Origin of the sequence: Enterobacter cloacae subsp. cloacae ATCC 13047 (assembly GCF_000025565.1) — a bacterium.
Lineage (GTDB): Bacteria > Pseudomonadota > Gammaproteobacteria > Enterobacterales > Enterobacteriaceae > Enterobacter > Enterobacter cloacae.
Map to the genome: position 1 here is coordinate 874,814 of NC_014121.1, position 22,669 is coordinate 897,482.

Genomic DNA, 22,669 nt, shown 5'->3' on the forward strand with positions numbered 1-22,669 from the left:
GCAAAGCATGGAGATGTTGTCTGGCGCGGAAATGGTCGTCCGATCGTTAATCGATCAGGGCGTTAAGCAGGTGTTCGGCTACCCTGGAGGCGCAGTTCTGGATATTTATGATGCGCTTCATACGGTAGGCGGCATTGACCATGTTTTGGTGCGCCACGAGCAGGCGGCGGTGCACATGGCTGACGGGCTGGCGCGTGCGACGGGTGAAGTGGGCGTGGTATTGGTCACCTCCGGCCCCGGCGCGACGAATGCCATTACCGGTATTGCGACAGCCTATATGGACTCCATCCCGCTGGTCATTCTATCCGGGCAGGTCGCAACGTCACTGATTGGCTACGATGCATTTCAGGAGTGCGACATGGTGGGCATTTCACGCCCCGTTGTGAAGCACAGTTTCCTGGTGAAGCAAACTGAAGACATTCCCGGCGTACTGAAAAAAGCCTTCTGGCTGGCAGCCAGTGGGCGGCCTGGTCCTGTGGTGGTCGATCTGCCTAAAGATATTCTTAACCCGGCAAACAAGCTGCCGTATGTCTGGCCGGAAACGGTAAGCATGCGCTCCTACAACCCAACGACACAGGGCCACAAAGGCCAGATCAAACGTGCATTACACACGCTTCTGGCTGCGAAAAAGCCGGTGGTCTATGTCGGAGGTGGCGCGGTTAACTCAGCCTGTGAAGCGCAACTGCGTGAGCTGATCGAAAAATTGAATCTTCCTGTCGCCTCGTCACTGATGGGACTGGGCGCCTTCCCGGCAACGCACCGCCAGGCTCTGGGTATGTTGGGGATGCACGGTACCTATGAAGCTAACATGACGATGCATCATTCGGATGTGATCTTTGCCGTTGGCGTGCGCTTTGACGATCGCACGACCAACAATCTGGCGAAGTACTGCCCGAACGCCACCGTGCTGCATATTGATATCGATCCTACGTCTATTTCGAAAACGGTGCCGGCGGATGTGCCGATCGTTGGGGATGCGCGACAGGTTCTGGAGCAAATGCTGGATCTGCTATCGCAGGAAACCCCTTCACAACCGTTGGATGAGATCCGCGACTGGTGGCAACAGATCGAGCAGTGGCGAGCACGTCAGTGTCTGAAATACGATACCCAAAGCGAAAACATTAAGCCGCAGGCGGTGATCGAAACCCTCTGGCGTCTGACGAAAGGTGAAGCCTATGTCACCTCTGATGTAGGTCAGCATCAGATGTTTGCCGCGCTTTATTATCCGTTTGATAAACCACGTCACTGGATCAACTCTGGTGGTCTGGGGACAATGGGCTTTGGGTTACCTGCCGCACTGGGGGTGAAGCTTGCGCTGCCGAATGAAACCGTCGTTTGCGTGACGGGAGACGGCAGCATTCAGATGAATATCCAGGAACTCTCCACCGCGTTGCAATATGAACTGCCGGTCCTGGTTCTGAACCTGAATAACGGTTATCTCGGTATGGTGAAGCAGTGGCAGGATATGATCTACTCTGGCCGCCATTCTCACTCCTACATGAAATCGCTGCCGGATTTTGTTCGTCTGGCCGAAGCCTATGGTCATGTCGGGATGCGGGTGACCGAGCCGGCAGAGCTGGAAGCGAAACTTGCTGAAGCGCTTGAACACGTCAAAAATAACCGCCTTGTTTTCATGGATGTCATTGTTGATGGTACAGAGCACGTTTATCCGATGCATATTCGCGGTGGTGGTATGGACGAAATGTGGTTAAGTAAAACGGAGAGAACCTGATATGCGCCGGATATTATCTGTATTACTGGAAAACGAGTCTGGCGCACTGTCACGCGTTATTGGACTCTTTGCACAACGCGGCTACAACATTGAGAGCCTGACCGTTGCCCCTACCGAGGATCCTACGCTGTCGCGCATGACGATTCAGACCGTCGGCGACGCCAAGGTGCTTGAGCAGATCGAGAAACAGTTACACAAACTTGTCGATGTTCTGCGCGTGAGCGAACTGGGGCAGGGGGCCTATGTAGAACGTGAAGTTATGCTGGTGAAAATTCAGGCCAGTGGTTACGGCCGTGAAGAGGTTAAACGCAACGCGGATATCTTCCGTGGGCAGATTATTGACGTTACCCCTTCTTTATATACGGTTCAACTGGTGGGAACGAGTGACAAGCTGGATGCATTCCTGGCGTCTGTAAGGGATGTGGCAAAAATTGTTGAAGTTGCGCGGTCGGGCGTTGTCGGTCTTTCGCGCGGCGAGAAAATCATGCGTTAGCAGGTAATAAGGTTCGCCTCTTTCAGCCCGGTCACCAAAGCCGGGCTTTTTTTTGCGTAATACGCCGATAACACAGATAAAAGCGGTTGCCGCGAAAGCTATTCTGCGTTTAGATGTTAAAAGATTCAACCATAACCTTGACAGGGCCATGGACTCTTTTCTTTTTTTAAGGGGCAATTGTGAAACTGGATGAAATCGCCCGGCTAGCCGGCGTGTCACGAACTACGGCCAGCTATGTGATTAACGGTAAAGCAAAGCAGTACCGTGTCAGCGACAAAACCGTTGAGAAAGTCATGGCGGTGGTTCGTGAGCACAACTACCACCCGAATGCTGTCGCAGCGGGCTTACGTGCCGGGCGCACCCGATCGATTGGTCTGGTGATCCCCGATCTGGAAAACACCAGCTACACCCGCATCGCTAACTATCTTGAACGTCAGGCTCGCCAGCGTGGCTATCAGCTCCTGATTGCCTGCTCTGAAGATCAGCCTGATAACGAAATGCGCTGTATTGAGCATCTGCTCCAGCGTCAGGTTGATGCGATCATCGTTTCGACCTCCTTGCCACCCGAGCATCCCTTCTATCAACGCTGGGCGAACGATCCGTTCCCAATCGTTGCACTGGATCGCGCCCTGGACAGAGAGCATTTTACCAGTGTCGTCGGTGCCGATCAGGATGACGCGGAAATGCTGGCCGCGGAGCTGAGAACCTTCCCGGCTGAAACCGTGCTCTATCTTGGGGCGTTGCCTGAGCTCTCTGTGAGTTTCCTGCGTGAGCAAGGCTTCAGAACGGCGTGGAAAGACGACCCGCGCGAGGTTCACTACCTTTATGCCAACAGTTATGAACGCGAAGCCGCTGCGCAGTTGTTCGAGAAATGGCTGGAGACGCACCCGATGCCTCAGGCGCTGTTCACCACTTCATTTGCGTTGCTGCAGGGGGTGATGGATGTCACTTTGCGTCGGGATGGTAAGCTGCCTTCCGATCTCGCTATCGCCACCTTCGGTGATAACGAACTGCTCGACTTCCTGCAATGTCCGGTCCTGGCCGTCGCGCAGCGCCATCGTGATGTGGCGGAGCGCGTGCTGGAGATCGTTCTCGCGAGCCTTGATGAACCACGTAAACCGAAGCCGGGGCTGACGCGCATCAAACGTAATCTCTACCGTCGCGGAATTTTAAGCCGCCATTAATAAAATGAGACGGGGCAGCGAAAACTGTCCCCTCTTTTTTCTGGATAATTCTGTCAAATAATTCCCGGAGAAAAATTAGGACGATTCCTTAGGAATCAGAACCTGCTATTTTTTTTATTCTTTCAGGCGTTTTAAAATGCCTTTGAAAGAACATTTATACGATTTATAAAGCCTGTCTTTGTATTGTTTTGTTACAAAGCTGCCCGGTCGATGAATATTCAGACGTTTTTCCCCTGCTCCAGCGTGCTTGCCTGCCAGCCGGTTCGTTCATTGCGCATTGTGGTGAATGTGGCGCTGTTATCCCCTGTGAATATGTCTTAAAATGCTGCCCGCGTCGCAAACTGACACTTTATATTTCGATGCGATGATATTGAGTGAGCCTTAACGCTAGTGTGCATATTCGGTTTTTTTCTTACAAATATTCATAACGTTAATTTTGCCTCGCCAGTTGTGCAGTTATTCACCAGGACTGTTTATCTCTGTAAATAGAGCCCTTTCGGGTTCGTATAGAGAGAGTCCTGGCTTGACAAGCTTTTCCCTCGCTCCGTAAACTCCTTCAGGTGGGAATTTGTGGGTTAAAGTGGTGAGGAGGGGTGAGACTGGCATGTTCCGTGGAGCAACGTTAGTCAATCTCGACAGTAAGGGGCGTTTATCGGTACCAACCCGATACCGCGACCAGCTGATCGAGAACGCTTCGGGTCAACTGGTTTGCACCATTGACATTAACTCCCCCTGCCTGCTGCTTTATCCTTTACCTGAATGGGAAATTATTGAGCAAAAGCTGTCGCGACTGTCGAGCATGAACCCACAGGAACGCCGCGTGCAGCGGTTGTTATTGGGGCATGCCAGTGAGTGTCAGATGGATAGTGCAGGGCGATTACTGATTGCGCCCGTGCTGCGGCAGCATGCCGGTCTGACCAAAGAAGTGATGCTGGTCGGTCAGTTCAACAAGTTTGAACTGTGGGACGAAACGACCTGGTATCAACAGGTCAAGGAAGATATCGACGCTGAGCAGTCTAATTCCGCTACCTTGTCGGAACGGCTGCAGGACTTGTCTCTATAAATATGATGGAAAATTATAAACATACAACGGTGTTGCTGGATGAGGCCGTCAACGGCCTGAATATTCGTCCGGACGGCATCTACATTGATGGCACTTTTGGTCGCGGTGGCCACTCGCGTTTGATCCTCTCCCAGCTTGGAGCGGAAGGACGTCTGCTGGCAATTGATCGCGATCCGCAGGCGATTGCTGTTGCGCAAACCATCGATGACCCACGCTTTTCCATCGTGCATGGACCTTTCTCTGCGCTGGCGGATTACGTTGCTGAGCGCGGCCTGACGGGCAAGATCGACGGGATTCTTCTCGATCTTGGCGTCTCTTCACCCCAACTTGATGATGCTGAACGCGGTTTCTCCTTTATGCGCGACGGCCCGCTGGACATGCGCATGGATCCCACGCGCGGTCAGTCTGCCGCCGAGTGGTTACAGACCGCAGATGAAGCCGATATCGCCTGGGTGATCAAAACCTTTGGCGAAGAACGTTTTGGCAAGCGTATCGCGCGCGCCATTGTTGAGCGCAATCGTATTGAGCCAATGACCCGCACGAAAGAGCTGGCCGAGGTGATTGCGGCGGCAACACCGGTGAAGGATAAACACAAACATCCCGCGACCCGTACCTTCCAGGCGGTTCGCATCTGGGTAAACAGTGAACTGGAGGAAATAGAGCTGGCGCTAAAAAGCTCGCTCGACGTGCTGGCCCCGGGAGGGCGGTTGTCCATCATCAGCTTCCATTCGCTGGAGGACCGTATTGTGAAACGCTTTATGCGTGAACAAAGCCGCGGTCCACAGGTGCCAGCAGGGCTGCCGATGACGGAAGAACAACTCAGGAAGTTGGGTGGCCGTCAGTTGCGAGCATTAGGCAAGTTGATGCCGGGCGAAGAAGAGGTGGCAGAGAATCCACGCGCCCGTAGTTCAGTGCTGCGTATTGCAGAGAGGACGAACGCATGATCGGCAGAGTGACAGAGACCCTAAGCAAAGTTAAGGATTCGTTAGGAAGCAACGAGCGCCATGCCTTGCCTGGCGTGATCGGCGACGATCTTTTGCGGTTTGGGAAGCTGCCACTCTGCTTGTTCATTTGCATCATTGTGACGGCAGTAACGGTGGTGACGACAGCCCACCACACACGTTTATTGACTGCGCAACGCGAGCAGATGGTACTGGAACGCGATGCGCTGGATATTGAATGGCGAAATCTGATCCTTGAAGAAAACGCCCTCGGCGATCACAGCCGGGTCGAGCGGATCGCAACAGAAAAGCTGCAATTGCAGCATGTTGATCCTTCCCAGGAAAATATCGTAGTACAAAAATAAGGGAAAACGCGACGCATGAGAGCAGCGGCAAAAACGCTAAAACCAAAACGTCAGGAAGAACAGGCCAACTTTATCAGTTGGCGTTTTGCGTTGCTTTGCGGCTGCATTTTACTCGCGCTGGGCTTCCTGCTGGGACGCGTGGCGTGGCTACAAATCATCGCGCCTGACATGCTGGTGCGCCAGGGCGATATGCGCTCTCTGCGCGTACAGGAAGTCTCCACATCTCGCGGGATGATCACTGATCGTTCCGGTCGTCCGCTGGCGGTGAGCGTACCGGTGAAGGCGATCTGGGCCGATCCGAAAGAGCTGCACGATGCCGGTGGTATCACGCTCGACAACCGCTGGAAAGCGCTGTCTGACGCCCTGAAAATGCCGCTGGATCAGCTTGCCTCTCGCGTTAACGCCAACCCGAAAGGGCGCTTTATCTATCTGGCGCGTCAGGTTAACCCTGACATGGCCGATTACATCAGAAAACTGAAGCTCCCGGGTATCCATCTGCACGAAGAGTCTCGCCGTTACTATCCTTCCGGCGAAGTAACCGCTCACCTCATTGGCTTTACCAACGTCGACAGCCAGGGGATTGAAGGGGTTGAAAAAAGCTTCGATAAGTGGCTTACCGGTCAGCCGGGTGAGCGAATCGTGCGTAAAGACCGCTATGGTCGCGTGATTGAAGATATCTCTTCCACAGACAGCCAGGCCGCGCATAACCTTGCGTTGAGCATTGATGAACGCCTGCAGGCGCTGGTGTATCGCGAGCTGAACAATGCCGTGGCCTTCAACAAGGCGGAGTCGGGCAGCGCCGTGCTGGTGGATGTCAGCACTGGCGAAGTGCTGGCGATGGCCAACAGCCCGTCCTACAACCCGAACAACTTTACCGGTACCGCAAAAGATGCAATGCGTAACCGGGCCATTACCGACGTGTTCGAACCTGGCTCCACGGTGAAGCCGATGGTGGTGATGACGGCGCTGCAACGCGGCATCGTCAATGAGAACACGGTTCTGAATACGATCCCTTACCGAATCAACGGCCACGAGATTAAAGACGTGGCGCGCTACAGCGAATTGACCCTGACCGGGGTATTACAGAAGTCGAGTAACGTCGGTGTTTCAAAACTGGCGTTAGCGATGCCGTCCTCAGCGTTAGTAGAGACTTACTCACGTTTTGGGCTAGGAAAGGCGACCAATTTGGGGTTGGTCGGAGAACGCAGTGGCTTATATCCTCAAAAACAACGGTGGTCTGACATAGAGAGGGCCACCTTCTCTTTCGGCTACGGGCTAATGGTAACCCCGTTACAGTTAGCGCGAGTCTACGCAACGATTGGCAGCTATGGCGTCTATCGCCCACTGTCGATTACCAAAGTTGATCCACCGGTTCCGGGCGAGCGTATCTTCCCGGAATCTATCGTTCGTACCGTTGTGCATATGATGGAAAGCGTGGCGCTACCTGGCGGTGGCGGCGTGAAGGCGGCGATCAAAGGCTATCGCATCGCCATTAAAACCGGTACGGCGAAAAAAGTGGGGCCAGACGGCCGCTACATCAACAAATACATTGCCTATACCGCAGGCGTTGCGCCTGCAAGCAATCCGCGTTTTGCGCTGGTGGTCGTCATTAACGATCCACAGGCGGGTAAATACTACGGCGGCGCCGTTTCAGCGCCTGTGTTCGGCGCCATCATGGGCGGCGTATTACGCACCATGAACGTTGAACCGGACGCGCTGGCAACGGGCGAAAAAAGTGAATTTGTAATTAATCAAGGCGAGGGTACAGGTGGCAGATCGTAATTTGCGCGACCTTCTCGCTCCGTGGGTGCCAAACGCACCTGAGCGAGCGCTACGGGAGATGGTACTGGACAGCCGTGTGGCTGCTTCCGGCGATCTTTTTGTGGCTGTAGTTGGTCATCAGGCGGACGGGCGTCGATATATCCCGCAGGCGATTGCGCAAGGTGTAGCTGCCATTATTGCTGAGGCTAAAGATGAGGCAACCGACGGTGAAATCCGTGAAATGCACGGTGTGCCGGTTATCTACCTTAGCCAGTTGAATGAGCGACTCTCCGCACTGGCGGGACGTTTTTATAACGAGCCTTCAGACCAGCTGCGTCTGGTGGGCGTGACGGGCACTAACGGTAAAACGACGACCACCCAATTGATGGCGCAATGGGCGCAACTGCTGGGAGAAACCGGCGCCGTAATGGGCACCGTGGGGAATGGGCTGCTGGGTAAAGTGAGCCCGACGGAAAACACCACCGGCTCCGCGGTTGACGTACAACATGTGATTGCCGGTCTGGCAGGGCAGGGTGCGACCTTTGCCGCGATGGAAGTCTCCTCTCATGGTCTGGTACAGCATCGTGTGGCGGCGTTGAAATTTGCCGCCTCCGTGTTCACGAACCTGAGTCGCGATCATCTTGATTATCATGGTGATATGGAGCATTACGAGGCCGCGAAATGGCTGCTCTTCTCCACGCATCACTATGGACAGGCCATCATCAACGCTGATGACGAAGTGGGGCGCCGCTGGCTTGCGAAGCTGCCGGATGCGGTTGCGGTGTCGATGGAAGACCATATCAATCCGAACTGCCATGGCCGCTGGCTGAAGGCGGTTGAGGTTAATTATCACGACAGCGGCGCGACGATTCGCTTTGCCTCTTCCTGGGGTGAAGGCGAAATTGAAAGCCGCCTGATGGGGGCGTTTAACGTCAGCAACCTCCTGCTGGCGCTGGCAACCCTGCTGGCGTTGGGCTATCCGATGGCCGAACTGCTCAACACCGCAGAGCGTCTGCAGCCCGTCTGTGGCCGTATGGAAGTGTTCAGTGCACCAGGTAAACCGACCGTTGTTGTCGATTATGCCCACACGCCGGATGCGCTGGAAAAAGCGCTTGAAGCGGCACGTCTGCACTGCGCCGGTAAGCTCTGGTGTGTGTTTGGCTGTGGGGGCGATCGTGACAAGGGCAAGCGTCCGTTGATGGGTGCCATCGCCGAACAGTTCGCGGATATTCCGGTTGTGACCGATGACAACCCGCGTACTGAAGAGCCGCGCGCCATTATCAACGATATCCTGGCCGGTATGCTGGACGCAGGACGTGCCCGCGTGGTGGAAGGCCGTGCGGAAGCCGTGACCAACGCCATCATGCAGGCGCAGGAGAACGACGTCGTGCTCCTGGCGGGTAAAGGCCATGAAGATTATCAGATTGTTGGCAATCGTCGTCTGGACTATTCGGACCGTGTAACGGCAGCGCGTCTGTTGGGAGTGGTGGCATGATCAGCTTAACGCTCGGCAAGGCGGCAACCCTCCTGCAGGGGACGTTACATGGTCAGGATCTGACCATCGACGCCGTGACGACAGATACCCGCAAAGTGACCGCCGGGTGCCTGTTTGTGGCGCTGAAGGGCGAACGTTTTGACGCCCACGATTTTGCTGAACAGGCGAAAGAGAATGGTGCGGGTGCGCTGCTAGTGAACCGCAAACTCGATATCGATTTACCGCAGATTGTGGTGAAGGATACGCGCCTTGCCTTCGGTGAGCTGGCAGCATGGGTTCGTCAGCAGGTGCCAGCTCGCGTTGTTGCTCTGACGGGGTCTTCGGGCAAAACGTCAGTAAAAGAGATGACGGCGGCGATCCTCAGTCAGTGCGGTAACACGCTTTACACCGCAGGCAATCTAAATAATGACATCGGCGTGCCGATGACATTGCTTCGCCTCACCAAAGAGCATGACTTTGCGGTGATTGAATTAGGGGCAAACCACCAGGGTGAAATTGCCTGGACGGTCAGCCTGACGCGTCCGGAGGCTGCGCTGGTGAACAACCTGGCCGCCGCGCATCTGGAAGGTTTCGGTTCACTTGAAGGCGTGGCGAAAGCCAAAGGTGAGATCTATACCGGCCTGCCGGATAACGGTATCGCCATTATGAATGCCGATAATAACGACTGGTTGAACTGGCAGAGCATCATCGGTTCACGTAAGACGTGGCGCTTCTCGCCTAATGCGGCAGACAGTGATTTTACCGCGACCCATATCCATGTGACCTCGCATGGTACGGAATTCACGCTCAATACCCCAACGGGAGGCATTGAGGTTCTGCTGCCGCTGCCGGGTCGCCATAACATCGCCAATGCGCTTGCTGCCGCGGCGCTGTCGATGGCCGTCGGCGCGACACATGACGCGATCAAGACTGGCCTTGCGAATTTAAAAGCCGTACCGGGACGTCTGTTCCCAGTCCAGCTTGCAGAAAACAAACTGCTGCTGGATGACTCCTACAACGCGAACGTCGGTTCGATGACGGCAGCCGTACAGGTGTTGTCCGAAATGCCAGGCTATCGCGTGATGGTGGTTGGCGATATGGCCGAGTTGGGCGATGAGAGCGAAGCCTGTCATATCCAGGTGGGTGAAGCCGCGAAAGCGGCCGGGCTGGATTGCGTACTGAGCGCAGGAAAACTGAGCCAGGCGATTAGCCATGCCAGCGGTGTTGGCGAACATTTTGCCGATAAAGCCGCACTGATTGAACGTCTGAAGACGTTGATTGCTGAAAAACAAATTGTGACTGTGTTAGTGAAAGGTTCACGTAGTGCCGCCATGGAAGAGGTAGTGCACGCATTACAGGAGAACGGGACATGTTAGTTTGGCTGGCCGAACATTTGGTCAAATATTACTCAGGCTTTAACGTCTTTTCTTATCTGACGTTTCGCGCCATCGTCAGCCTGCTGACTGCGCTGTTCATCTCGTTGTGGATGGGCCCGCGCATGATTGCCCGTCTGCAAAAACTCTCTTTCGGCCAGGTTGTGCGTAACGATGGTCCGGAATCGCACTTCAGCAAGCGCGGTACGCCAACCATGGGCGGGATTATGATCCTGACCGCGATCGTGGTTTCCGTGCTGCTGTGGGCCTATCCATCCAACCCGTACGTCTGGTGTGTGCTGACTGTGCTGGTGGGCTACGGAATCATTGGATTTGTTGATGATTACCGCAAAGTGGTACGTAAAGACACGAAAGGTCTGATCGCCCGCTGGAAATATTTCTGGATGTCGGTAATTGCGCTGGGCGTGGCCTTCGCGCTGTATCTGGCCGGAAAAGATACTCCCGCTACCGAGCTGGTGGTGCCGTTCTTTAAAGACGTCATGCCGCAACTGGGGCTGTTCTACATTCTGCTGGCGTACTTCGTGATTGTGGGCACCGGTAACGCGGTGAACCTGACCGATGGTCTGGATGGCCTGGCCATTATGCCAACGGTCTTCGTGGCCGCAGGTTTCGCGCTGGTGGCGTGGGCGACCGGCAACATGAACTTTGCCAACTATCTGCACATTCCTTATCTGCGTCACGCGGGCGAGCTGGTGATCGTCTGTACGGCCATTGTCGGGGCGGGGCTGGGCTTCCTGTGGTTCAACACCTATCCGGCCCAGGTCTTTATGGGTGACGTCGGTTCACTGGCTCTGGGCGGCGCGCTGGGTATTATTGCCGTGCTGCTGCGCCAGGAGTTCCTGCTGGTGATCATGGGCGGGGTATTCGTGGTTGAGACCCTGTCGGTGATCCTGCAGGTCGGTTCCTTTAAGCTGCGCGGCCAGCGCATCTTCCGTATGGCACCGATTCACCATCACTATGAACTGAAAGGCTGGCCAGAGCCGCGAGTCATTGTGCGCTTCTGGATTATTTCGCTGATGCTGGTGCTGATTGGCCTGGCAACGCTGAAGGTACGTTAATCATGGCAGATTACCAGGGCAAAAAAGTCGTTATCATCGGGTTGGGCCTTACTGGCCTGTCCTGCGTGGACTTTTTCCTTGCGCGCGGCGTGACGCCGCGGGTGATGGATACGCGTGTTTCTCCGCCGGGTCTGGACAAACTGCCGGAACAGGTTGAACGCCACCTTGGTGGTCTGAATGATGACTGGCTGCAGGCAGCCGATCTGATTGTGGCCAGCCCCGGTATGGCGCTGGCGCACCCTTCACTGAGCGCCGCAGCCGATGCGGGCGTTGAGATTGTCGGTGATATCGAGCTGTTCTGTCGCGAAGCGCAGGCGCCAGTTATCGCCATTACCGGCTCTAACGGAAAAAGCACCGTCACTACCCTGGTGGGTGAGATGGCGAAAGCGGCGGGCAAAAATGTCGGCGTTGGCGGCAACATTGGTTTGCCGGCACTGATGCTGCTGGACAAAGGCTGCGAGCTGTACGTACTGGAACTCTCCAGCTTCCAGCTGGAAACCACCTCCAGCCTGCATGCGGCCGCGGCCACAATCCTGAACGTGACCGAAGATCATATGGACAGGTATCCGTTTGGTCTACAGCAGTATCGCGCAGCCAAACTGCGTATATATGAAAATGCCAAAGTCTGCGTCGTTAACGCCGATGATGCCCTGACCATGCCGGTACGCGGTGCCGATGACCGCTGCATCAGCTTTGGTATCACCATGGGTGATTATCATCTGAACCGTCAGCTGGGTGAAACCTGGCTGCGGGTGAAAGGTGAGAAAGTGCTGAACGTGAAGGAGATGAAGCTTTCCGGTCAGCATAACTACACCAATGCGCTGGCGGCGCTGGCGCTGGCGGATGCCGTCGGTCTGCCACGCTCCTCCAGCCTGCAGGCGCTGACCACCTTTACGGGTCTGGCGCACCGTTTCCAGCTGGCGCTGGAGCATAACGGCGTACGCTGGATCAATGATTCCAAAGCCACCAACGTAGGCAGTACAGAGGCCGCGCTGAATGGTTTGCAGGTGGAAGGTACTCTGCATCTGCTGCTGGGTGGCGACGGTAAATCCGCCGATTTCACCTCTCTGAAGCAGTATCTCTCCGGCGATAACATCCGTCTCTACTGCTTTGGTCGTGATGGCAGGGAACTGGCGGAACTGCGTCCTGAGATCGCCGAGCAGACCGAAACCATGGAACAGGCAATGCGCCTGATTGCTCCTCGCGTGAAGCCGGGCGATATGGTGCTGCTCTCTCCGGCATGCGCCAGCCTTGATCAATTCAAGAATTTCGAACAGCGTGGTGATCTCTTTACCCGCCTGGCGAAGGAGTTAGGCTGATGCGTTTATCTCTCCCTCGCCTGAAAATGCCGCGCTTCCCAGGATTTGGTGTCCTGGTGTGGTTGTTTGCGGCACTGAAAGGCTGGGTGATGGGCTCTCGTCAGAAAGATAACGACAGCCTGATCATGTACGATCGCACGCTCTTCTGGCTCACCCTGGGGCTGGCGGCGGTCGGCTTTATTATGGTGACGTCAGCATCAATGCCCGTCGGGCAGCGACTGGCGAACGATCCTTTCCTGTTTGCCAAGCGTGATGGTCTGTACATCATCCTGGCGTTCTGTCTTGCGCTGATAACCTTACGTCTGCCAATGGCGTTCTGGCAGAGACACAGTACCGCGATGCTGATTGCCTCGATCATCATGCTGCTGATCGTGCTGGTGGTGGGGAGTTCCGTAAACGGGGCATCGCGCTGGATCGCCTTTGGTCCGCTGCGTATTCAGCCTGCAGAATTTACCAAATTGTCCCTGTTCTGCTACCTGGCGAACTACCTGGTGCGCAAAGTAGATGAAGTGCGTAACAACCTTCGCGGCTTCCTGAAACCGATGGGCGTGATTCTGGTGCTGGCGGTCTTACTGCTGGCGCAGCCTGACCTCGGTACCGTGGTGGTTCTGTTTGTGACAACGCTGGCGATGCTGTTCCTGGCGGGGGCGAAACTGTGGCAGTTCATCGCCATTATCGGGATGGGTATTTCAGCGGTTGTCCTGTTGATCCTTGCTGAACCATACCGTATCCGCCGCGTGACCTCGTTCTGGAACCCGTGGGAAGACCCGTTTGGCAGTGGCTATCAGCTGACGCAGTCACTCATGGCGTTTGGCCGCGGTGAAGTCTGGGGACAAGGCCTGGGCAACTCTGTTCAGAAACTGGAGTATTTACCCGAAGCGCATACTGACTTCATCTTCTCCATTATTGCGGAAGAACTGGGTTATATCGGTGTGGTATTAGCGCTATTAATGGTATTCTTCGTCGCTTTCCGCGCCATGTCGATTGGGCGGAAAGCGCTGGAGATCGATCACCGCTTCTCAGGTTTCTTAGCCTGTTCAATTGGTATCTGGTTTAGCTTCCAGGCATTGGTTAACGTCGGGGCCGCAGCGGGTATGCTGCCGACCAAGGGCCTGACGTTGCCGTTGATCAGTTATGGTGGTTCCAGTCTGTTGATCATGTCGACGGCCATCATGATGTTGTTACGTATAGATTATGAAACGCGTCTGGAAAAAGCCCAGGCGTTTACACGAGGTTCACGATGAATCAACCGAAGCGGTTAATGGTGATGGCAGGCGGTACCGGTGGACATGTGTTCCCGGGGCTGGCGGTTGCGCACCATTTAATGGATCAGGGCTGGCAGGTACGCTGGCTGGGAACCGCAGACCGCATGGAGGCCGACCTGGTACCGAAGCACGGTATTGAGATCGACTTTATTCGTATTTCTGGCCTTCGTGGCAAAGGCATTAAGGCCCAGCTTCTGGCGCCGGTACGCATTTTCAACGCATGGCGTCAGGCACGCAGCATCATGAAGCGCTTTCAGCCGGATGTGGTGCTGGGCATGGGCGGTTATGTTTCCGGTCCGGGTGGACTTGCCGCGTGGTCGTTGGGCATTCCCGTTGTACTGCATGAGCAGAATGGTATTGCCGGACTGACCAATAAGTGGCTGGCGAAAATCGCCACCAAAGTGATGCAGGCATTTCCTGGTGCGTTCCCGAAAGCGGACGTCGTCGGGAACCCGGTGCGTGTGGATGTGCTGGCGCTGCCGTTGCCGGATACCCGCATGGCTGGCCGTGAAGGCCCTGTTCGCGTGCTGGTCGTCGGCGGATCGCAGGGCGCACGCATCCTGAACCAGACGATGCCGCAGGTTGCCGCAAAGCTGGGTGATGCCGTGACCATCTGGCATCAAAGCGGAAAAGGCGCTCAGCAGACCGTTGAGCAGGCTTATGCGGCAGAAGGTCAGCCGCAGCACAAAGTGACGGAATTTATCGACGATATGGCGGCAGCGTACGCCTGGGCCGATGTCGTGGTGTGTCGCTCCGGTGCATTAACGGTGAGTGAAATTGCCGCCGCGGGTTTACCGGCTCTGTTTGTGCCGTTCCAGCACAAAGATCGTCAGCAGTACTGGAATGCGCTGCCGCTTGAAAAAGCCGGTGCCGCGAAAATATTCGAGCAGCCACAATTTACCGCCGATGCGGTCGCCACCACCCTGGCGGGCTGGAACCGGGAAACATTAATGGAGATGGCGCAACGCGCACGTGCGGCGGCCATTCCTGATGCAACGGAACGGGTGGCAAAAGAAGTGAGCCTGGCAGCCCAGGCTTAACCCTCGCAGCGCGTGTTGCGCTGCACGATTTTTTTAAGTAGTCGATGGCGTTTAGAGAATGAATACACAACAACTGGCAAAACTGCGTTCAATCGTGCCCGAGATGCGTCGCGTCCGGCACATTCACTTTGTTGGCATCGGTGGTGCTGGCATGGGCGGTATTGCCGAAGTGTTAGCTAACGAAGGCTATCAGATCAGCGGGTCTGACCTGGCGCCAAACCCTGTTACGCAGCAACTGGCGTCGCTTGGGGCGACTATCTATTTCAACCATCGCCCGGAAAACGTGCGCGATGCGAGTGTGGTGGTGGTATCCAGCGCCATCTCCTCTGATAACCCGGAAATCGTGGCCGCGCATGAAGCGCGTATTCCGGTGATCCGCCGCGCGGAAATGCTGGCAGAGCTGATGCGTTTCCGTCACGGGATTGCGATTGCCGGGACGCACGGTAAAACCACGACCACGGCGATGGTTTCCAGTATTTATGCCGAAGCGGGTCTCGACCCGACGTTCGTCAACGGCGGTCTGGTAAAAGCAGCAGGTGTGCATGCGCGTCTGGGCCACAGCCGTTATCTGATTGCGGAAGCGGATGAGAGCGATGCGTCGTTCCTGCATCTGCAGCCGATGGTGGCGATTGTCACTAACATCGAAGCTGACCACATGGATACCTACCAGGGCGACTTCGAGAACTTAAAGCAGACCTTTATCAACTTCCTGCATAACCTGCCGTTCTATGGACGCGCGGTAATGTGTGTGGACGATCCGGTCATTCGCGAGTTGTTGCCGCGGGTTGGTCGTCAGATCACCACCTATGGTTTCAGTGAAGACGCGGATGTTCGCGTGGAAGAGTACAAACAGATTGGTGCGCAGGGGCATTTCACCCTGGCGCGTCAGGACAAAGAGCTACTGCACGTGACGCTGAACGCACCAGGCCGTCATAACGCCCTGAACGCAGCCGCGGCGGTGGCCGTCGCGACGGAAGAAGGCATTGATGACGATGCGATCCTGCGTGCTCTGGAAAGCTTCCAGGGAACCGGGCGTCGTTTCGACTTCCTTGGCGAATTCCCGCTGGATGCGGTAAACGGTAAACCGGGTACTGCCATGCTGGTAGACGACTATGGCCACCATCCAACCGAAGTGGACGCGACCATTAAGGCCGCACGTGCGGGATGGCCAGAGAAGAACCTGGTGATGATCTTCCAGCCACACCGTTTTACGCGTACGCGCGATCTGTATGACGATTTCGCCAGCGTGCTGTCCCAGGTGGACACATTGCTGATGCTGGATGTTTATTCTGCAGGTGAAACGCCGATCCCAGGCGCGGACAGCCGTTCTCTGTGTCGAACCATTCGCGGACGCGGTAAAGTAGACCCTATTTTGGTTTCGGATCCTGCTCAGGTCGCCGAAATTCTGGCGCCGGTACTGACAGGTAACGATTTGATTCTGATTCAGGGCGCGGGAAATATCGGCAAAATCGCCCGTACCTTAGCTGAAATCAAACTGAAGCCGCAAACTCAGGAGGATGAGCATCATGGCTGATAAGATTGCTGTCCTGTCTGGCGGCACCTCCGCCGAGCGCGAGGTTTCCCTGAATTCAGGCGCTGCGGTACTGGCGGGCCTGCGTGAGGCTGGCGTTAATGCACATCTGGTCGATCCGAAAGAGGTCGATGTAACGCAGCTGAAAGCAATGGGCTTCGATAAAGTCTTTATTGCTCTGCACGGTCGTGGGGGAGAAGACGGTACCCTGCAAGGGTTGCTGGATCTCATCGGTATGCCCTACACCGGCAGCGGCGTGATGGCCTCCGCCATCTCAATGGATAAACTGCGCAGTAAGCTGCTGTGGCAGGGAGCGGGTTTGCCGGTTGCGCCGTGGGTTGCGTTGACGCGCCGCGAATTTGAAATGGGCCTTCAGGATAGCGTTAATGCACGCATTGCTGAGCTGGGCTTACCAGTTATTGTAAAGCCCAGCCGTGAAGGGTCGAGCGTTGGGATGTCCAAAGTTGATAAAGCTGACGATTTATCGTCTGCTTTAGCGGTGGCATTTCAACACGATGAAGAAGTTCTGATTGAAAAATGGCTCAGCGGACCGGAATTTACCGTGGCGATGCTTGGTGAAGAAATTTTACCGTCGATTCGCATCCAACCTGCTGGCGTCTTCTATGATTATGAGGCGAAGTATCTCTCTGACGAGACGCAATATTTCTGCCCTGCAGGTCTTGAAGCAGAACGTGAAGCGGATTTACAGTCCCTGGTGCTTAAAGCCTGGCATGTTCTTGGTTGCAGTGGCTGGGGACGCATTGATGTGATGCTCGACAGCGATGGGCAATTTTATTTACTGGAAGCAAATACCTCTCCAGGCATGACCAGCCACAGCCTTGTGCCGATGGCCGCGCGTCAGGCGGGGATGAGCTTCTCGCAGTTAGTCGTACGTATTCTGGACCAGGCGGGCTGATATGTCTCAGGCTGCATTGAACACGCGCAACCGCGATGACGAGGAAGAATATTCTTCTTCACGCCGGAGTAATGGAACGCGTCTTGCAGGGATTATTTTCCTGCTCGGGGTGCTGTGCACCGTGTTTATCAGCGGCTGGATGGTACTGGGCTGGATGGAAGATGCGCAGCGGTTGCCGCTGTCGAAGCTGGTGGTCACCGGTGAACGCCACTACACGCGTAACGATGATATTCGCCAGTCGATTCTGGCACTGGGGTCGCCTGGCACCTTTATGACGCAGGATGTCAACATTATCCAGAGTCAGATTGAACGTCTGCCCTGGATAAAACAGGCGAGTGTAAGAAAGCAATGGCCTGATGAATTGAAGATTCATCTGGTTGAATATGTGCCCATTGCGCGTTGGAATGATCAGCACATGGTTGACGTAGACGGAAATTCCTTCAGCGTCCCGGCCGATCGTGTCAACAAGCAAAATTTACCGATGTTGTATGGTCCTGAAGGCAGCGAAAACGAAGTGTTACAGGGTTTTCGCGAGATGGGGCAAGTGCTGGCGAAGGACAGGTTTACGTTAAAAGAAGCTGCGATGACGGCGCGCCGTTCGTGGCAGCTCACCTTAACGAATGGCATTAAGCTCAACCTTGGCCGCGGCGACACGATGAAGCGTCTGGCGCGTTTTGTAGAACTTTACCCGGTTTTACAGCAGCAGGCACAGACTGACGGCAAACGGATAAGCTACGTTGATTTGCGCTATGACTCAGGCGCAGCAGTCGGTTGGGTACCGGCTCCGGTCGAGGAACCTAATCAGCAACAGAATCAGGCACAGGTACAGGCAGAACAACAATGATCAAGGCGACGGACAGAAAACTGGTAGTTGGACTGGAGATTGGCACCGCGAAGGTTGCCGCTTTAGTAGGGGAAGTTCTGCCCGACGGTATGGTCAATATCATTGGCGTGGGCAGCTGCCCGTCCCGTGGTATGGATAAAGGTGGGGTAAACGATCTTGAGTCGGTGGTGAAATGCGTGCAGCGCGCCATCGATCAGGCTGAATTAATGGCAGATTGCCAGATTTCCTCTGTCTATCTGGCCCTCTCTGGTAAGCATATCAGCTGCCAGAACGAAATCGGCATGGTGCCCATTTCTGAAGAAGAAGTGACGCAGGAAGACGTTGAAAACGTAGTGCATACGGCGAAGTCCGTGCGCGTTCGCGATGAGCATCGCGTGCTGCACGTGATCCCGCAGGAATATGCGATCGACTACCAGGAAGGGATCAAGAACCCGGTTGGTCTGTCTGGCGTGCGTATGCAGGCAAAAGTGCACCTGATCACATGTCATAACGATATGGCGAAGAACATCGTAAAAGCCGTTGAACGTTGTGGCCTGAAAGTTGACCAACTTATTTTCGCCGGTCTGGCGGCAAGCTATTCCGTGCTGACCGAAGATGAACGTGAACTGGGCGTCTGTGTGGTCGATATTGGTGGTGGTACAATGGATATGGCCGTGTATACCGGCGGTGCCCTGCGCCACACCAAAGTGATCCCTTACGCGGGGAACGTGGTTACCAGCGATATTGCCTACGCGTTTGGTACGCCGCCAAGCGATGCAGAAGCGATTAAAGTGCGCCACGGTTGTGCGCTGGGGTCTATCGTTGGCAAAGATGAGAGCGTTGAAGTGCCAAGCGTGGGCGGTCGTCCGCCGCGTAGCCTGCAGCGCCAGACGTTGGCAGAGGTGATTGAGCCGCGCTATACCGAGCTGCTCAACCTGGTCAACGAAGAGATTTTGCAATTACAGGAACAGCTTCGCCAGCAGGGAGTAAAACATCATCTTGCGGCGGGGATTGTATTAACCGGCGGTGCAGCGCAAATTGAAGGTCTTGCGGCCTGTGCGCAGCGTGTGTTCCATACGCAGGTGCGTATTGGCGCACCGCTGAATATTACCGGTTTAACGGATTATGCCCAGGAGCCTTACTATTCAACGGCTGTGGGCCTGCTCCACTACGGGAAAGAATCCCATCTCAGTGGTGAAGCAGAAGTGGAAAAACGCGTCTCAGTGGGGTCGTGGGTCAAACGACTGAACAACTGGCTGCGAAAAGAGTTTTAATTTTTTTAAGAGACCGGAGAGAATTAACGGTCTCGGGCGACAGGCACAACGGAGAGAGAAATTATGTTTGAACCTATGGAACTGACCAACGACGCGGTGATTAAAGTCATCGGCGTCGGTGGCGGCGGCGGTAACGCCGTAGAGCATATGGTGCGCGAGCGCATTGAAGGTGTTGAATTCTTTGCGGTTAACACCGATGCACAGGCACTGCGTAAGACGGCAGTCGGCCAGACTATCCAGATCGGTGGTGGCATCACCAAAGGTCTGGGCGCAGGAGCTAACCCGGAAGTAGGTCGCAATGCGGCTGAAGAAGATCGTGAAGCGTTACGCGCTGCACTGGAAGGTGCGGACATGGTCTTCATCGCAGCAGGTATGGGTGGCGGTACAGGTACCGGCGCAGCACCTGTTGTGGCTGAAGTGGCTAAAGATTTAGGTATCCTGACCGTTGCTGTTGTGACCAAGCCTTTCAATTTTGAAGGCAAGAAACGTATGGCCTTCGCGGAGCAGGGTATCACCGAGCTGTCCAAGCATGTGGACTCGCTGATCACCATCCCGAACGACAAACTGCTGAAAGTGCTGGGTCGCGGTATCTCTCTGCTGGATGCCTTTGGCGCAGCAAACGACGTGCTGAAAGGCGCGGTTCAGGGTATCGCTGAACTGATTACCCGTCCTGGCCTGATGAACGTTGACTTTGCTGACGTTCGCACCGTGATGTCCGAAATGGGCTACGCGATGATGGGCTCCGGCGTGGCGAGCGGTGAAGACCGTGCGGAAGAAGCGGCTGAAATGGCTATCTCTTCTCCGCTGCTGGAAGATATCGATCTGTCGGGTGCGCGTGGCGTGCTGGTCAACATCACCGCTGGCTTTGACCTGCGTCTGGATGAGTTCGAAACCGTGGGTAACACCATCCGTGCGTTCGCCTCTGACAACGCGACCGTGGTAATCGGTACCTCCCTTGACCCGGAAATGAACGACGAGCTGCGTGTAACGGTTGTTGCTACCGGTATCGGTATGGACAAGCGTCCTGAAATCACTCTGGTGACGAACAAGCAGACTCAGCAACCGGTAATGGATCGTTACCAGCAGCACGGTATGTCTCCTCTGACTCAGGAGCAAAAACCGGCCGCGAAAGTGGTTAATGACCCAACGCCGCAAACGGCGAAAGAGCCAGATTATCTGGATATCCCGGCGTTCCTGCGTAAGCAAGCTGACTAAGAATTGGCTGGAATTTGGGGATTTCCGCTCTTTGTGCTAAACTGGCCCACCGTTAGTGATATACACTCTCGGTTGGATAGTTAATTTGGCGAGATTATACGATGATCAAACAAAGGACACTTAAACGTATCGTTCAGGCGACAGGTGTCGGTTTACATACCGGCAAGAAAGTCACCCTGACGTTACGCCCTGCGCCGGCCAATACCGGGGTCATCTATCGTCGCACCGACTTGAATCCACCGGTAGATTTTCCGGCCGATGCCAAATCTGTGCGTGATACTATGCTCTGTACTTGTCTGGTGAACGAGCATGACGTGCGGATTTCTACCGTAGAGCACCTGAACGCCGCCCTGGCGGGTCTGGGTATCGACAACATTATTGTTGAAGTCGATGCGCCAGAAATCCCGATTATGGATGGTAGTGCTGCTCCGTTCGTTTATCTGTTGCTGGATGCCGGCATCGAAGAACTGAACTGCGCGAAGAAATTTGTTCGCATCAAAGAGACCGTTCGCGTCGAAGATGGCGACAAGTGGGCTGAATTCAAACCGTACAATGGTTTCTCGTTGGACTTCACCATCGATTTTAACCATCCGGCGATTGATGCCAGTACCCAGCGCTATGCGATGAACTTCTCTGCTGATGCGTTTATGCGCCAGATCAGCCGTGCTCGTACTTTCGGCTTCATGCGTGATATCGAATATCTGCAGTCCCGCGGCCTGTGCCTGGGCGGCAGCTTCGATTGTGCCATCGTTGTTGACGATTATCGCGTACTGAACGAAGACGGTCTGCGTTTCGAAGATGAATTCGTTCGCCACAAAATGCTTGATGCAATTGGCGACCTGTTCATGTGTGGTCACAACATTATTGGTGCATTTACCGCGTTCAAATCCGGTCATGCGCTGAATAACAAACTCTTGCAGGCCGTCCTGGCAAAACAGGAAGCCTGGGAGTATGTGACCTTCGAAGACGAAGCTGAACTGCCGCTGGCCTTCAAAGCCCCTGGCCTGGTTCTGGCGTAACGGTTCAAGCCGTTTCGTAAAAAAATCGACTGGTTAACCTGGTACTCTCTCCGACCAGGGAAACCAGTCGTTTTTATTTTTACCTTTCTTCATTTTGCCCCAGCTTCCCCTTTCGCTTAGCAGGCGTAGAAAATCTGTGCGTTAGCTGCATTCTTGACCGTTTTTCCCCGCTGCAGTATGTCATTCCTGCTGCTGTGTATTGGCTTTAGTGGTAATATCTGGGCGCTTAAAAGAATAACTGAACTCAGCCTGTTTAAGACGGGCTTATGTGGTGGAGCAAGTGAGCGGAATTCTGACGCGCTGGCGACAATTTGGCAGACGTTACTTCTGGCCGCATCTCTTATTAGGGATGGTCGCGGCGAGTTTCGGCTTGCCTGCGCTCAGCAACAGCGCCGAAGCTGCCACACCGGCAAAGACGTCAACCACTAAACACGATCTCACCGCGCGCGTTAACTTCACCAATCTTGCGTGGCTTGAAGCCAGCCGCCGTCCTAACTTTTCGGTAGATTACTGGCAGCAGCACGCCATCCGCACGGTTATCCGCCATCTGTCATTTGCAATGGCGCCGCAGGCCATACCGGTTGCTGAAGAGACGCTGCCGGTTCAGGCGCAACACCTTGCGCTGCTGGATACGCTCAACGCGCTGTTGACGCAGGACAGCCAGCCAGCTGTTAGCGTTCCGCAGACAGCGCAATCCATCGTTGTTTCACCCGCCACATTCTCTGTCTCGACGTGGATAAGCCAGGTTCATGGCATCCGCGCCGGGCCTCAGCGCCTCAGTTAAATTAACCGTTTTCAATAC

General features: G+C 55.0%; 20 protein-coding genes. All 20 read left to right on the top strand.

Annotation, left to right across the window (positions count from 1 at the left end; genetic code table 11):
- The first annotated feature begins 7 nt into the window (after positions 1 to 7).
- Entirely contained in the window at positions 8 to 1,732 is a 1,725-nt protein-coding gene (gene ilvI / locus ECL_RS04225; protein WP_013095564.1) for an acetolactate synthase 3 large subunit, read from the top strand.
- Position 1,733: 1 nt separating this feature from the next.
- Positions 1,734 to 2,225: an acetolactate synthase small subunit gene (gene ilvN / locus ECL_RS04230; RefSeq protein ID WP_008501994.1), complete on the top strand. Its 492-nt coding sequence runs from the start codon at positions 1,734 to 1,736 to the stop codon at positions 2,223 to 2,225.
- Between the two features lie 179 nt (positions 2,226 to 2,404).
- On the top strand, positions 2,405 to 3,409 hold the full coding sequence (gene cra, locus ECL_RS04235; RefSeq protein WP_013095565.1) for a catabolite repressor/activator: 1,005 nt from the start codon (positions 2,405 to 2,407) through the stop codon (positions 3,407 to 3,409).
- A 604-nt stretch (positions 3,410 to 4,013) separates the two neighbouring features.
- Positions 4,014 to 4,472: a division/cell wall cluster transcriptional repressor MraZ gene (mraZ, locus tag ECL_RS04240; RefSeq protein WP_013095567.1), complete on the top strand. Its 459-nt coding sequence runs from the start codon at positions 4,014 to 4,016 to the stop codon at positions 4,470 to 4,472.
- A 2-nt stretch (positions 4,473 to 4,474) separates the two neighbouring features.
- Positions 4,475 to 5,416 (top strand): 16S rRNA (cytosine(1402)-N(4))-methyltransferase RsmH, encoded by a 942-nt coding sequence (gene rsmH / locus ECL_RS04245; RefSeq protein WP_013095568.1) that lies wholly within the window; start codon positions 4,475 to 4,477, stop codon positions 5,414 to 5,416.
- Entirely contained in the window at positions 5,413 to 5,778 is a 366-nt protein-coding gene (gene ftsL, locus ECL_RS04250) for a cell division protein FtsL (protein ID WP_008501989.1), read from the top strand. Before rsmH ends, ftsL begins: the two co-directional genes overlap by 4 nt.
- Before the next feature lie 15 nt (positions 5,779 to 5,793).
- Positions 5,794 to 7,560: a peptidoglycan glycosyltransferase FtsI gene (locus ECL_RS04255; RefSeq protein WP_013095569.1), complete on the top strand. Its 1,767-nt coding sequence runs from the start codon at positions 5,794 to 5,796 to the stop codon at positions 7,558 to 7,560.
- Complete coding sequence (murE, locus tag ECL_RS04260; protein ID WP_013095570.1) at positions 7,547 to 9,034, top strand: UDP-N-acetylmuramoyl-L-alanyl-D-glutamate--2,6-diaminopimelate ligase; 1,488 nt, start codon at positions 7,547 to 7,549, stop codon at positions 9,032 to 9,034. The genes ECL_RS04255 and murE overlap by 14 nt, the downstream gene beginning before the upstream one ends.
- Positions 9,031 to 10,389 carry a UDP-N-acetylmuramoyl-tripeptide--D-alanyl-D-alanine ligase gene (gene murF, locus ECL_RS04265; protein WP_013095571.1) on the top strand — a complete coding sequence of 453 codons (1,359 nt, stop codon included), beginning with the start codon at positions 9,031 to 9,033 and terminating at the stop codon, positions 10,387 to 10,389. Before murE ends, murF begins: the two co-directional genes overlap by 4 nt.
- Complete coding sequence (gene mraY, locus ECL_RS04270) at positions 10,383 to 11,465, top strand: phospho-N-acetylmuramoyl-pentapeptide-transferase (protein ID WP_008501985.1); 1,083 nt, start codon at positions 10,383 to 10,385, stop codon at positions 11,463 to 11,465. Before murF ends, mraY begins: the two co-directional genes overlap by 7 nt.
- Before the next feature lie 2 nt (positions 11,466 to 11,467).
- Complete coding sequence (gene murD, locus ECL_RS04275) at positions 11,468 to 12,784, top strand: UDP-N-acetylmuramoyl-L-alanine--D-glutamate ligase (protein ID WP_013095572.1); 1,317 nt, start codon at positions 11,468 to 11,470, stop codon at positions 12,782 to 12,784.
- A complete protein-coding gene (gene ftsW / locus ECL_RS04280; RefSeq protein ID WP_013095573.1) occupies positions 12,784 to 14,028 on the top strand; it encodes a cell division protein FtsW in 1,245 nt (414 codons plus the stop codon). The genes murD and ftsW overlap by 1 nt, the downstream gene beginning before the upstream one ends.
- Positions 14,025 to 15,089, top strand: a complete 1,065-nt coding sequence (murG, locus tag ECL_RS04285) for an undecaprenyldiphospho-muramoylpentapeptide beta-N-acetylglucosaminyltransferase (protein WP_013095574.1) — start codon at positions 14,025 to 14,027, stop codon at positions 15,087 to 15,089. Before ftsW ends, murG begins: the two co-directional genes overlap by 4 nt.
- 58 nt (positions 15,090 to 15,147) lie before the next feature.
- Complete coding sequence (gene murC, locus ECL_RS04290; RefSeq protein ID WP_013095575.1) at positions 15,148 to 16,623, top strand: UDP-N-acetylmuramate--L-alanine ligase; 1,476 nt, start codon at positions 15,148 to 15,150, stop codon at positions 16,621 to 16,623.
- A complete protein-coding gene (locus tag ECL_RS04295; protein WP_013095576.1) occupies positions 16,616 to 17,536 on the top strand; it encodes a D-alanine--D-alanine ligase in 921 nt (306 codons plus the stop codon). The genes murC and ECL_RS04295 overlap by 8 nt, the downstream gene beginning before the upstream one ends.
- Position 17,537: 1 nt before the next feature.
- Entirely contained in the window at positions 17,538 to 18,380 is an 843-nt protein-coding gene (gene ftsQ, locus ECL_RS04300) for a cell division protein FtsQ (protein WP_013095577.1), read from the top strand.
- Positions 18,377 to 19,633 (top strand): cell division protein FtsA, encoded by a 1,257-nt coding sequence (gene ftsA / locus ECL_RS04305; protein ID WP_006173845.1) that lies wholly within the window; start codon positions 18,377 to 18,379, stop codon positions 19,631 to 19,633. Before ftsQ ends, ftsA begins: the two co-directional genes overlap by 4 nt.
- A gap of 63 nt (positions 19,634 to 19,696) precedes the next feature.
- Entirely contained in the window at positions 19,697 to 20,848 is a 1,152-nt protein-coding gene (gene ftsZ, locus ECL_RS04310; protein ID WP_008501978.1) for a cell division protein FtsZ, read from the top strand.
- A gap of 101 nt (positions 20,849 to 20,949) precedes the next feature.
- Positions 20,950 to 21,867, top strand: a complete 918-nt coding sequence (gene lpxC / locus ECL_RS04315) for a UDP-3-O-acyl-N-acetylglucosamine deacetylase (protein ID WP_013095578.1) — start codon at positions 20,950 to 20,952, stop codon at positions 21,865 to 21,867.
- 280 nt (positions 21,868 to 22,147) lie between these two features.
- On the top strand, positions 22,148 to 22,651 hold the full coding sequence (gene secM, locus ECL_RS04320; RefSeq protein ID WP_013095579.1) for a secA translation cis-regulator SecM: 504 nt from the start codon (positions 22,148 to 22,150) through the stop codon (positions 22,649 to 22,651).
- Positions 22,652 to 22,669: the final 18 nt, after the last annotated feature.

What these genes read in the sequence shown, in the direction of transcription:
- rsmH (WP_013095568.1), top strand. Translation starts at nt 4,475, where the DNA reads ATGATGGAAAATTATAAACATACAACGGTGTTGCTGGATGAGGCCGTC.
- mraY (WP_008501985.1), top strand. Translation starts at nt 10,383, where the DNA reads ATGTTAGTTTGGCTGGCCGAACATTTGGTCAAATATTACTCAGGCTTT.
- mraZ (WP_013095567.1), top strand. Translation starts at nt 4,014, where the DNA reads ATGTTCCGTGGAGCAACGTTAGTCAATCTCGACAGTAAGGGGCGTTTA.
- ftsL (WP_008501989.1), top strand. Translation starts at nt 5,413, where the DNA reads ATGATCGGCAGAGTGACAGAGACCCTAAGCAAAGTTAAGGATTCGTTA.
- ftsQ (WP_013095577.1), top strand. Translation starts at nt 17,538, where the DNA reads ATGTCTCAGGCTGCATTGAACACGCGCAACCGCGATGACGAGGAAGAA.
- ilvN (WP_008501994.1), top strand. Translation starts at nt 1,734, where the DNA reads ATGCGCCGGATATTATCTGTATTACTGGAAAACGAGTCTGGCGCACTG.
- ftsZ (WP_008501978.1), top strand. Translation starts at nt 19,697, where the DNA reads ATGTTTGAACCTATGGAACTGACCAACGACGCGGTGATTAAAGTCATC.
- ECL_RS04255 (WP_013095569.1), top strand. Translation starts at nt 5,794, where the DNA reads ATGAGAGCAGCGGCAAAAACGCTAAAACCAAAACGTCAGGAAGAACAG.
- ftsA (WP_006173845.1), top strand. Translation starts at nt 18,377, where the DNA reads ATGATCAAGGCGACGGACAGAAAACTGGTAGTTGGACTGGAGATTGGC.
- murC (WP_013095575.1), top strand. Translation starts at nt 15,148, where the DNA reads ATGAATACACAACAACTGGCAAAACTGCGTTCAATCGTGCCCGAGATG.
- ECL_RS04295 (WP_013095576.1), top strand. Translation starts at nt 16,616, where the DNA reads ATGGCTGATAAGATTGCTGTCCTGTCTGGCGGCACCTCCGCCGAGCGC.
- murG (WP_013095574.1), top strand. Translation starts at nt 14,025, where the DNA reads ATGAATCAACCGAAGCGGTTAATGGTGATGGCAGGCGGTACCGGTGGA.
- murF (WP_013095571.1), top strand. Translation starts at nt 9,031, where the DNA reads ATGATCAGCTTAACGCTCGGCAAGGCGGCAACCCTCCTGCAGGGGACG.
- ftsW (WP_013095573.1), top strand. Translation starts at nt 12,784, where the DNA reads ATGCGTTTATCTCTCCCTCGCCTGAAAATGCCGCGCTTCCCAGGATTT.
- lpxC (WP_013095578.1), top strand. Translation starts at nt 20,950, where the DNA reads ATGATCAAACAAAGGACACTTAAACGTATCGTTCAGGCGACAGGTGTC.
- murD (WP_013095572.1), top strand. Translation starts at nt 11,468, where the DNA reads ATGGCAGATTACCAGGGCAAAAAAGTCGTTATCATCGGGTTGGGCCTT.
- ilvI (WP_013095564.1), top strand. Translation starts at nt 8, where the DNA reads ATGGAGATGTTGTCTGGCGCGGAAATGGTCGTCCGATCGTTAATCGAT.